10 protein-coding genes are annotated in these 12,109 nt (G+C 41.5%); 2 read left to right on the forward strand and 8 right to left on the reverse strand.

Annotated features, from left to right (window positions below; genetic code table 11):
* Positions 1–20: 20 nt before the first annotated feature.
* A complete protein-coding gene (recJ, locus tag EQG49_RS02620) occupies positions 21–2,333 on the reverse strand; it encodes a single-stranded-DNA-specific exonuclease RecJ (RefSeq protein WP_133362516.1) in 2,313 nt (770 codons plus the stop codon).
* The gene (rnz, locus tag EQG49_RS02625; protein ID WP_133362517.1) at positions 2,314–3,288 is read right to left on the reverse strand and encodes a ribonuclease Z; all 975 of its coding nucleotides are present in this window, start codon (positions 3,286–3,288) and stop codon (positions 2,314–2,316) included. The genes recJ and rnz overlap by 20 nt, the downstream gene beginning before the upstream one ends.
* A gap of 209 nt (positions 3,289–3,497) precedes the next feature.
* On the opposite strand from rnz, the gene EQG49_RS02630 reads away from it, so the two are divergent.
* Positions 3,498–3,803 (forward strand): hypothetical protein, encoded by a 306-nt coding sequence (locus EQG49_RS02630; RefSeq protein WP_165964736.1) that lies wholly within the window; start codon positions 3,498–3,500, stop codon positions 3,801–3,803.
* Between the two features lie 20 nt (positions 3,804–3,823).
* Positions 3,824–4,666 carry a hypothetical protein gene (locus EQG49_RS02635; protein WP_133362519.1) on the forward strand — a complete coding sequence of 281 codons (843 nt, stop codon included), beginning with the start codon at positions 3,824–3,826 and terminating at the stop codon, positions 4,664–4,666.
* Positions 4,667–4,750: 84 nt separating this feature from the next.
* On the opposite strand, the gene EQG49_RS02640 is transcribed toward EQG49_RS02635, so the two are convergent.
* The 6 genes from EQG49_RS02640 to ftsL all read right to left on the reverse strand — a co-directional run bounded on the left by EQG49_RS02640 (position 4,751) and on the right by ftsL (position 12,097).
* Positions 4,751–5,941, reverse strand: coding sequence for a cell division protein FtsQ/DivIB (locus EQG49_RS02640; protein ID WP_133362520.1), 1,191 nt, complete (start codon positions 5,939–5,941; stop codon positions 4,751–4,753).
* A gap of 24 nt (positions 5,942–5,965) precedes the next feature.
* Positions 5,966–7,078 (reverse strand): undecaprenyldiphospho-muramoylpentapeptide beta-N-acetylglucosaminyltransferase, encoded by a 1,113-nt coding sequence (murG, locus tag EQG49_RS02645; protein ID WP_133362521.1) that lies wholly within the window; start codon positions 7,076–7,078, stop codon positions 5,966–5,968.
* A 3-nt stretch (positions 7,079–7,081) separates the two neighbouring features.
* The gene (murD, locus tag EQG49_RS02650; RefSeq protein ID WP_133362522.1) at positions 7,082–8,452 is read right to left on the reverse strand and encodes a UDP-N-acetylmuramoyl-L-alanine--D-glutamate ligase; all 1,371 of its coding nucleotides are present in this window, start codon (positions 8,450–8,452) and stop codon (positions 7,082–7,084) included.
* Between the two features lie 130 nt (positions 8,453–8,582).
* On the reverse strand, positions 8,583–9,551 hold the full coding sequence (gene mraY, locus EQG49_RS02655) for a phospho-N-acetylmuramoyl-pentapeptide-transferase (RefSeq protein WP_243115737.1): 969 nt from the start codon (positions 9,549–9,551) through the stop codon (positions 8,583–8,585).
* 24 nt (positions 9,552–9,575) lie between these two features.
* On the reverse strand, positions 9,576–11,723 hold the full coding sequence (locus EQG49_RS02660; RefSeq protein ID WP_133362523.1) for a penicillin-binding transpeptidase domain-containing protein: 2,148 nt from the start codon (positions 11,721–11,723) through the stop codon (positions 9,576–9,578).
* The gene (gene ftsL, locus EQG49_RS02665; protein WP_133362524.1) at positions 11,723–12,097 is read right to left on the reverse strand and encodes a cell division protein FtsL; all 375 of its coding nucleotides are present in this window, start codon (positions 12,095–12,097) and stop codon (positions 11,723–11,725) included. Before ftsL ends, EQG49_RS02660 begins: the two co-directional genes overlap by 1 nt.
* Between the last annotated feature and the right edge of the window lie 12 nt (positions 12,098–12,109).

The following is a 12,109-nucleotide window of genomic DNA, read 5'->3' on the forward strand; positions in this document are numbered from 1 at the left end:
CCAACGGGCCTCACTTGCAATTATGCTTGATCAATCCACTGGTGTAGAAGCGTTTTAAGTTCAGTAGTTTTACTATAGATTAACGCTTTTTCGACTGCTTGTTTTTGAATTCGCGCTTGATAACTCGGCGCGGTTGTAAGTTCGGCATGTGGTGGATTAGCTACTCCATTTAAATTACCATCGTCAATTGTAACAAATCCCAGTTCAAAAAACACGGTAATCATAAAATATAGCCGGTTTTTATCAATATTTAGATATTTGGCAATTGTCTCCGTTTGCGCACGAATTGGTAAATCTGTGTGCGTTAACGCATACTTATACAACTTCCCAAATTCTTCTTTACTAGGATTTTTTTCTAAATAAACTTGGTGAGCAGCATAAAATATTGCCGTCAAGCGACTAAAAGTGTGTCCTTGCAAGACACTTAAATCATCAAGTTGCTTAGGTAAATCAACCAATACAGTTAATTGCCCATCCGTTAACACATCCCCAGCAGTCACATCAACTACATGACTACCTTCTGGTAAATAAGCTAGTAATTGTGTTTTTACTTTTGGATTAAAAAATACATACTGCGCAACCTCTGTAAAAAGTTGAGGTTGGAGCTTATTTGTCCGGCCATCAACAATGGTTAAACCTTCTTGCAAGATGTCTTTAACCATTAACTGAAACGAGGTATTCCCCTTCCAGACATTTTCTTCAATCGAGCCGACAACTTGCACGCCTTGATCATTTGCAACTAAATCGTTTGCTAAACTTCCTCGGCCAAAGGCAATTGCGTTTAAGTTTGGTTGATTCTCACCGCTCAAGGCAAATTTGAGATGTTTTCCTTCAGCTCCAATTGCCTTGACGTTACTTAAAGTGGCAGGTTCAAACACGAACAAAGGCTCCGTATTACCATTACCAAATGGTCCTAAACTTTGCAGTTGTCGATATAATGTTGGTGTGACATCACTTGGTGTCATCAAGGTTGCAATTTTTAAAGCTGGCTTTTCTGCATCAGCTAAATCTTGTTGCAGTGCTTCAGCTTCAAAAGCCGTTTGTAAGGCCGACAACTGCTCAACGGCAACAGACATCCCAGCTGCGGCTGCATGCCCACCAAAGGCCACAAACAGCTCACGATGGGCATCAAGCGCCGTAAATAAATTAAAGGCTGGCACTGAACGGCCAGAGCCCTTCAAGATACCATCTTCTTCGCGCAAAACCAACGTAGGCTTACCGGTTTCTTCAACCACTCGGCTGGCCACAATTCCCAATACACCTTCATGCCAACCCGCACCGGTAATTACCAATGTCTGGCGCTCTAAGTTCTCTGGTTGCATCGCCTGAGCCATCGCGGCATCACCAATACTTGCAACTAGTGCTTGTCGTTCAATATTTAATGTGTCAATTTTTTTAGCTAATTCTGTCGCAACTTCTTCGTCTTGGGTCGTTAAAAGTTCGACCCCAGTACCAGCATCACCAAGTCGTCCTAAAGCGTTCAACCGTGGTGCTAAACTAAAGCCCACAGTTGTCGCTGTAACTGCATCTTTTTGTACACCCGCCACGTCCATCAAGGCTAACAGCCCTGGTCGTTGGGTCTGTTCAATCATCTTTAGACCATAAGTAACCAATGTCCGATTTTCACCAACTAAATCAACCAAGTCAGCAATTTCACCAAGCGCCACCAGGTCTAACATTTCTTGGGGGATTTCTTCTAGTAAAGCTGTCGCCACCTTAAAAGCAACCCCGACACCCGATAGTTCACCAAATGGATACGTACCTTCAGGATGCCGTGGATGCACAATCGCATACGCATCGGGTAATGTTTCAGGCAATTCGTGGTGATCAGTAACTACGACATCTACCCCAAGTTCTTTAGCTCGAGCGATGGCCGCATGTCCCGCGACCCCATTATCAACCGTAACGATCAATTGCGTGCCTTCACCAATTAAACGTTCATATGCTTCAACATTTGGCCCGTATCCATCATTAAATCGGTTAGGCACATAATAATTAACGTCCGCACCAACCATTTCCAGCGTTTCATACATCAACGCCGTACTCGTCAATCCATCGGTATCATAATCACCATAAACTGTGATTCGTTCACCGTTCATGATTGCTTCGTTAATCCGTGCAACTGCCTTATCCATGTCATGTAACAACCATGGATCATTGATTTGTTCCGGACTTGGATTCAAGAATTCGTTTGCTTTCGCCAGTGTGTCATATCCCCGATTAACAAGGACTTTAGCAATCACTGGTTCTAGTTGGAGTTCCGTTGTTAAAATTTGGGCGGCAGCTTCATCCGCAACTACCGGACGCTCCCACTTATAACGTGCCTCTATCATCGCTTACCTTCGTTTCTTCTACGTGTTCAAATGGAATTTCAATCACTTCAAAATCATGGACAACGTGGACATTTTCAAATTCTTCTCTCGCTTGTTTTTCAAGTTCCATGGCTAGTTTACCAACATAACGCGCCGAAATATGCGTCAATAGCAATTTTTTAGCTCCTGCTTGCTTAGCAACTTCAACGGCTTGTAAGTTTGTGGAGTGATGATGACTGCGCGCTAACTTACCCTCGCCTTTACCATAAGTACTTTCATGCACTAAGACATCAGCGTTTTTCCCCAAAATTACTGAGTTTTGCGTCTTACGCGTATCGCCGAGAATTGTCACAATCCGCCCTTTTTGTGGTTGCCCAATAAAGTCCGCACCATTAACTACCCGACCATCTGGTAATGTGACGGTTTCTCCGCGCTTAAGTTTACCGTAAACAGGACCTGAAGGTATTTGCATGGTCTTTAATTTATCAACTTGTAGTTCACCAGCGTGATCTTTTTCGACAATTCGATACCCATATGATGTAATTCCATGGTCAAGTTTCATTGCTTCAACGGCAAATGTTTTGTCTTCAAAGACAGTCCCTTCATTCGTCAATTCGACATATTCAATTGGATATGTCAGGTGTGATTCCGACACACTGAGTGAAGTTTCGATAAAACGCTTAATACCTTTGGGACCATAAATTGTAATTGGCTCGTGTTCATCACTACCTTGAAATGAACGTGAACTTAAAAAACCTGGTAAACCAAAAATATGGTCACCATGCAAATGTGTGATAAAAATTTTTTCAACTTTACGTGGACGAATGTTTGAACGTAAAATTTGATGTTGTGTACCTTCACCAACATCAAACAACCAAACTGCATTCCGCTCATCTAATAAGCGTAAAGCAATTGCGGTAACATTGCGCGATTTTGCGGGTTGTCCCGCTCCAGTACCTAAAAATTCTAATTGCATATTGATTACTCGATTCTTGTTAATAATATTTACTATCGAAATTACGCCCCCAAACCAGTTTAAACCAATCAAGGAGGGAAATATCAGGAATATTCCATTAATGACAATTCTTTGCGAAGTCGTGTCATTAGTTTCACAATCCATAAGATTGCACCTAGCGACTTTCAAAGAGACCTATAAAATAGTAACATAGATACTATCATAATGGGATGGAGCAAATTAAAAAAATGCGTCTAGCTGATTTTTCTTTGTCGGTAGCAGACCTTGATACCGCGACACAAATTCAATTAAATCGTAATCACCAATTTATCAACGTCACCGACATTCAAATTGATAACCAAAACCTAATTCTCATTAATACGCCTAACCGTAAAGCCTTAACCCTTACGCAATTTTTTATGCGTACTCAAAATCTTTCACGGAGTATGCGAATTACGACACAAAATACCGATAGTATCACCGAGCTCTGGGGTTATCGTGTCTTACCCGAAAACCACAGTATTGCTTTGAAATAATGGAAGGTCAAAAAATAACTATGAAAAAAACTATCACCCTCATCCTCGCACTTAGCACCACCCTCATCCTCGTAGCATGTGGGCACACCGATAATAGCACCACAAAAGCAACGAGTTCGAGCATGCACGAATCAAGTAAAACGATATCTAAGGCTCCTGCAAGTTCAAGTAGTGCTGCAAGCAGTTCCACAACAAGTTCAAGCAAAAAAGCAACCAGCAAATCCCAAAGTAGTGCCATTGCAAGTTCAGCAACCGGGAAAAACGGTAGCGGTTCAATGCAAAATAAGCGCACATATCAAGTACCTACCAAGGATAAGCAAAATAAAAATTATAAAGCTGACGGTAACTTGAATAAAAAAGGTGAGTTCAGCGTTGACCAAGCTGGTACAGTTAATACTCTATATGCGCTAAAAAAACTTAAAACAACGTTAAAAAACGGCCCATTGGCATATCGGTTAGTTGATGCCCAAATTATCCAAAACAATCCTAAAACCAAGCAAGCTATCACGATGGCGAACTCCGCGTTAAACACAACCGATATCAAGGGTAAATACTACACACTAATGCTCCACTACGACATCACCAATCATAGTGCCAACCGTTTAGGGACTGATGGTGTTTCGACGTTTACAACTAATACCGGCTATGGTGTCAACGGCGCTAGCGGTCTCGATAATGACGCTCAGCTCGGCACTAAAGGCCTACCCGCCAATAAAAAAACACGTTCCTTTGCCGTCTTCTTACTACCCGAGAAAACTGCTAAAAATTTAAAAACTTTCCGTTTAGAATTTAGTGGTGCTTACACCGCTGATGGCGATATGGTAAGTGATTCATCAAATTTCATGAACGTTAATTTTAAGTAGCAATCACCGTTAAAAAGTATCGCATAAAAAAAGGAATCCACATCAGCAAACTCTTTGCTGTTGTGGGTTCCTTTTTTATTGATATTAATTACTTTGTTGCGTACTTGAGCTACTGCTTGCACTCGATGCGCTTGAACTACTAGTAGCGCTGCTTGCTTTAGCTGAAGTTTTTTTAGGAATCTTAGAATACGGATATGAATATGCCCCAACTTGCAGATCAACAATTCCACGTTCCTTCATTTGAGCAGCAATTGAAGGATAGTAAGCCATTTTATCGGCGAACGTCGTAATCTTCGCAAACACCTCGTTACCATCATTCATATATATAATGATTCGCTGTGGATTTTGCTTAGTTGGTGCATATTTAATTTCTGAGACTGCCGTCCGAATTGGTTCATCTAGCGTCGCAAACCCTCGAATAACCTTCTCGAAGTTAGCTCCTTTTTGAAAATTATCATACAATGGAAAACCCGGTTCTGGATTATTCATTGTTTTATCCAATATTTTCGAGTCACCTAATACCAAATGAAACTTGCCATTAACTAAAATATAACCGGCTTTAATCGATTCTTGCACCACTAAATCAACCGTCGTCGGATTCATAACTCGTACATTCAATTCGGCAATTTGGTCATTATTGCGGCGGGCCGTTTTCATGATGCTTTGTTCATGACCAAACACACCAAAAACTGACCGATTTTTCTTAATGTCAGTTGCAGAAATGATTTCTTTAGGCGTTAAATCTTCGTTACCAGTGACGTTTATCGTGTGCACCATACTAGCTGGACTAATAAACCAGCACATCCCCAGTGTCAAAACCGTTAATAAAACAAGCATTGCGCTTGCTTGGCGTGTTTGCCGTTGCAACGTAAAAACTGGTTGTAGCTTTTCACGTTTCGCAAACAACCGTGCGGCGTAATCACGAAATTTAAAATTACGTTCATCGTCAGTGGGTAACGCGATACCCTCCTCGATTTCGGCTTCTTTTTCGTCAATGTTTGTTTCAGTTTGCTCATCAACATGACGATGTTTTTTAGTAAACAGCACAATCGGCTCTTCATCTACTGATGTTGGTTGTGGTTCATCAACTTTGGGTGCTGCTTTTTCTTTTTTGTCATCTTTATCTTTCTTAACAAAAAAAGCATTCGCAGCACTTTGCGCCTTTTTCGCTTCGGTCTCGATATCTAACCGGCTTGATTGTTTATCTGATAGTTGGAGGACATCCCATGGCGACGGTGGTGTATTTTTCTTGTTTTTTGATTCATGTTTAGCCATCGGGAACCCCCTTCTTTCATTCACTTATTTGGTATTTCGGTCAGCCATTGCTTTACGCATCAAGGCAACTAATTGGTCGGCGGCGTCAAGAACACCTAGTTTCTTAGACGCTTGTTCCATTTCCAACCGTTTAACATCATCATTCATTAAATCATCCACTACGGCGACCAATTTTTCACCAGTCAAATCTGCTTCAACAATCATTTCCGCAGCACCGGCATTCACGAGGCTTTGGGCATTCTTCGTTTGGTGATCAGCAGTAACATATGGACTTGGTACTAAAATTGAAGGTACACCCAAGGCCGTAATTTCGGCAATACTAGTGGCACCAGCCCGGCCGAGAATAACCGCTACGCGTGGCATTACTTCGGGCATGTTACTGATGTATGGCTTAATTACGATATTTTCGCTAACCAAGATATGTGCTTCACTTAATTCAGACAAGACATCATCGTAGCGTTTTTGTCCAGTAACAAACACCACTTGATAGTCCCGCTCGTTAAAAGCCGGAATTGCTTCAATCGTTGCTTTGTTAATTTTCAAGGCCCCTTGTGAACCACCAAAAATTAACAACGTTGGTTTGTCATTGCGTAACCCATACTCACGCCATTCAAAATGCGAATGCATGTGGGCAACTTCTTGTGCGCGCGGATTCCCAACCATCGTAACTTTATCAGTTGGAAATTGACTACGAGCTGCTTCAAAGGCAATCCCGATTTCATCAACCCCGTGGCTCAAGAATTTATTTGTCATTCCGACAACTGAATTTTGCTCGTGGATAACCGTTGGTATTCCCATCCGGTGAGCAGCATACACTACCGCACCACTAACATAGCCACCGAAACCTACCACAACATCTGGGTTAAATTCTTTGATGATTTTTTTAGCTTCACCAACTGATTTCAAAAACAAATACATCGTTTTAACGTTATCGAACGAAAGCTTACGCCGGAAACCTTGGATTTCTAATGCTTTAAATTCAATTCCGCGTTGCGGCACAATTGATTTTTCCAACCCGCGTTCACTACCAATATAGAGCACTTCTGTATCTGGTTCTTGACGTCTGACTGCATCTACCGCTGCTAAGGCTGGGTAAATATGTCCCCCAGTTCCACCGGCACTAACCATTAATCGCATAAGTTAAACCTCCTTTTTTCCAGTAAGCTTTTCAATTGCATCAATATACATTTCGCCACGAGTTTCAAAGTCTGGGTATTGATCCCAACTTGCTGCAGCAGGGCTTAACAAGATAATATCCCCAGGTTCAGATACTTGCCAAGCTAGTGGTACGCCATCAACAACCGTATCCGCAAATTGGATATTTTCAACCCCTGCTTCGCGCACACTCGTCGCGAATTTATCTTTTGTCTCCCCGCTCAAGACTACTGCCTTGACGTGAGCCTTTAAATTCGCTTCTAAACGCTCATAAGTGTCTCCACGGTCTAATCCGCCAGCCAGTAAGACAACCGGCGCAGAAAACCCATTTAGCGCCATTTCAGTCGCTTCAATGTCCGTGGCTTTTGAATCATTATAGAACTTACGCCCTTCCGCTTCCAATACAAACTGTGTCCGGTGACGTACGCCGCTGAAAGTTTTTAAAATTTCAGCAATCATTGCTGTTGAGCGACCATGTAATTTGGCAACGGCAATTGCTGCTAGGGCATTTTCAACATTATGGTCACCGGGGACACCCATTTCATCTGCGTTCATAATGAACTCATCACGCCAATACAACTTACCGTCTTGTTCATATGAACCTTCTGTTGATTGACCTAGGCGTGAAAACGGAATGATTTGCGCGTGTGATTGTTGTGCTAAATTTTGTAATTCTGCGGTATCCCAATTGACGATAAAGTAATCAGCCTCAGTTTGGTTAGCCGTAATTTGCATCTTCGCCGCAATATAATTTTCACGTGTTTCATGATAATCCAAGTGTGAACTAAAAATATTGTTTAAAACTGCATAATGTGGATGATATGTCTTCGTACCCATTAGTTGAAATGATGAATTTTCAGCAACCAACGTGTCAGTTGCACTTAATGTTGGTGCAACTTCACTAACTGGAATGCCAATATTACCAGCATAAACAGCAACTCCGGCCGTTCGTTCTTGCGCTAACATCTTAGTAATTAGCGTCGTGGTCGTCGTTTTACCATTTGAACCAGTAATCGCAACTAGTTCGCCTTCAAATACTTGACTACCCAATTCAATTTCAGTAATCACAGGGATTCCTTGTGCCACAGCCGCAACAACTACTGCATTGCGGTAGTTAATGCCGGGATTTTTAACCAAAACATCAAACCCATCAATCGCTTGTGCACTTTGATCTTGCGTAAATTGCACACCAGCTGCCATTAATTTTTGTGCGGTTGGATTTTCAGTTAAATCATTATTATCTGAAACTGTAACATGCGCTCCTAAAGTAGTTAACAGCTGCGCAGCTGCGGCTCCTGATCGTGCAAAACCTAGCACGAAGACATTTTTATCAACATAGTTTGCAATCTTACGCATCTGTTCATCCTCTTCCAATACTTAATATTTCACGGCTTCTGAGCTATGTATGACGGTAAACCGTCGTTATTTTATGTACGGCCAGCAATGCTGACCAAGTAGTACTTATTTTTTTAATCTGACTAGGTAGTTAGATGTACATGTACACAGCAAGTGCACTTCCTAGTAAAGTAATAATCCAAAAGACAATATCAATTTTCCATTCTGACCAACCACTCATTTCAAAGTGGTGGTGAATTGGTGACATTTTGAAAATCCGGCGGTGGAACAATTTCCAACTACCAACTTGTAAGATAACTGACAAAGTTTCAATAATTGGAATAATCCCGATGGCTAACAAACCAAATTCCATGTGTAACAGAATTGAATCCATTGCCAATCCAGCCCCAAGTGCTAATGATCCTGTATCACCCATAAAAATCTTAGCTGGTTTCTTATTAAACCAGAGGAACGCAATCAATGCCCCAACGATTGAAAAGTTAAAAATCGCAACATCGAAATTTTTGCTGTTAACCGCAACAATCCCAAATGCTAGGTAACCGATAATTGAAATCCCGGAAACTAACCCATCCAGACCATCGGTTAAGTTGACCGCGTTTGACCAACCAACCATCCAGATGATGATAAAGAGTAAGTACCACCAACCAAGGTGCCAAATCCCAAATATCGATGCGATATACATTGGAAAGGCCGGCACATTAAGCAAGACAACAAAGATAATAATCGCACCCAAAGTTTGTAATAAGGCTTTTTGCCAAGCTTTAAAACCTTCATTTTGGTGCTTAAAAATCTTAATACTATCATCAAAGGAACCAATCAAACCATAACCTAAGAATACGGCCATCGCCACAATTACTTGCACCGTTAATTGGTGGCTAATTAAGCCAATAACCAAGCTACTGATAATACCAGCGAGGATGAATAATATTCCTCCCATTGTTGGTGTCCCTGATTTACTATTGTGCCACTTCGGACCAGCCGTCCGAATCATTTGACCCTCTTTTTTCGCACGGAAGTATGCGATTAAAAACGGCATGAAGATAAATGTGATTGCAAAAGCCAAAACTGACGACCAGACAATCATTCCCGTTTCATTCATCTGCTCACTCCTTTTTACTCTATTTTAGTTTAATTTTACTTGAATTTCCTGTTTGGGCTGCAAAACCGTTCCCGATTTAATACTTTGTTTAGTAATGAAACCAGCGCCATCTGTCACCATTTGAATCTTGGCGAGCGAAGCAAACGTCAAAGCATCATTCTTAGTCCATCCCATCATATTAGGCATGGTTACAGAACCACCAGTATCCATAAAGATACGTTGTGCTTCAAGTTGTTCGGTTAAAGCATCTGGAAATTGGCGCGTAACTTTTTTACCATTACCAATAACAACTGGTAAGAACTTGGCTTTTGTTAATAGTTTATTCGCATTTTCCACTGTTTTATCTCGGACATCTGGCACAATTGCAATTGAAGTTTCCGTTTGATGTGACTCGTCCATCTTCAATGCTTGTTCCATTACCGGCCGGAAGACGTTGGCAATTGATTTACTAATTGGTTCAGCAATGCGGTGTGGTTGGTTCAGCGTAATATACATCACATAACGTGGTTTATTAGCTGGTACCATCCCAACCCATGAGTGAATCACATTTTCATCCCCCACAGTGTAACCTTTTGCCGTTGAAATTTGTGCAGTCCCAGTCTTACCAGCAACTTTAAATCCTGGAATTTTATAACTTATCCCAGTACCGTATGATTTGTAGACTACATCTTGCATTACTTTACGGACTTTTTTAGCAGTTGTGGCCTTAATTGGTTCGCCAATTACCGTCCGCTTACCACTGTAAATAACTTTTTTCGTCGCTGGATCAACCACTTTATCAATGAAATATGGTTTCAATTCTTGACCATTCCCAGCAACAGCACTAAAGGCTTGCATCATTTGCATCGGGGTCACTCGAATACCTTGACCAAAAGCCGTATTAGCTTGCTCAATCGGATATTGGAACTGCATGCCACCGGCCGTTTCGTTAGCCAGGCCACTATCAGTTGATTTATTCATATGGAAAGCTTCGAGGTACTTTTTCCATGTTGTTGGTCCCATTTGTTGTTCAACGTGCGCCATAGCAACGTTAGATGAGCGGGCAAATCCTTGTTTGTAAGGAATCATTCCCCAACCTTTAGGATCCCAATCGGTTACCTTTTGGCCGTCAATCAAGTATGTTCCTGATTGATACAAAGCTTTAGGATGCCAGTTTCCACTATCAATTGCCGCCGATAACGTTAAGACCTTCATTGTCGAACCTGGTTCATAGGCACTTTCAACTAGCAAGTTTTGCCATAGTTTATCAATCCCAACCCGCGTTGTCGCATCAAATGTTGGCCGTTGCGTGGCGGCGACAATTGCCCCAGTTCGGGCATCCATCACCATTGCCGTAGCATCGACGGGATTTGACTGACTTTGTAAGCGGGTCATTTCTGATTCGAGCAACGTTTGGAGCTTACTATCAAGCGTGGTATACACATCGTCCCCGTTTTTGACTGGTTTACCTTTAGTTGAATCATCAACTGAATAGCCCGGTGCGGCTTTGATTTCTTTAATCCCATTGTGGCCGGCTAAATCAGTATTATATTCTTTTTCAATCCCCATCGTCCCAATTAGCGAAATCGCGCCCGTTTTTTCATTAAGCGTTGGTTGCGCAATCCCAATCAAGTGTGAGGCAAATATCCCATTCGGATACAAACGTGCAGGTTGCTTCGTAAACGCAATTCCTGGTAATTTTTCCGCTAGAATTTTATCATGTGTTTCAATTGATAAGTTTGAACCAGCGTTCCCAAATTCCACTTGAAAGGCATTATGATTAACAGGATTTAATGCTTTTAAAATTTGTTTCTTCGACAGTTTAAGATACTTTGATAATACGGTCGCCGTCTTATCCTTATCCACGACATACATTGGTTTACCATCAATACCCCGTTGTTGTTTATTTAACACGGCATAAATCGAGTAAATGTTAGTATTTTCAGCTAACAAACCGCCGCTTTGATCAAAAATATCGCCCCGTTTTGCATTTACAACTTGAGTTTGCATATATATTTTACGGGCAGCCGTTGATAAATTATGTCCCTTAACTTCTTTTCCACCGGCGACATATAAAAAACGACCGCCTAGTACTAGGAAAATAGCAATCACGGCAACAAAGAAAATTATCCCCGCTACGCGACTGTTATTACGGACCCGTTCACTGTGCAATCGTTTTTTTTTCGTATTCATTACTTGCTAACATTCCTTATACTTTGGTTCGCAAGACTCAAACCGTATTTGTTAGCCACTTTTTGTAATCGACTATGGCTAGACAATTCATTGATTTCTTGCTTTAAGTTAGAATTTTGGCTACCAATCTTGTCGATACGTGTTTGTGAAGTAGCCAAGTTACGGTTGGCATTGTTCACAGCAACTGATGACGCCACGACAAATACCAAAAGCAATGATACCACTAAACCGCATGCACCGCACAAAATAAATTCTTTATGCGTCCAGCGGGCACGACTCATTTGTCCAGACTGATCAGGCAAAACGCGCAAATTTGGCTGTTTGTTAGGTTGGGGTTGTTCTAAGGGCAATGCTCGTGCGTTATTTTGTGCCATATCAATATTTTC

Source organism: Periweissella cryptocerci (assembly GCF_004358325.1).
In the GTDB taxonomy this organism is placed as follows: domain Bacteria; phylum Bacillota; class Bacilli; order Lactobacillales; family Lactobacillaceae; genus Periweissella; species Periweissella cryptocerci.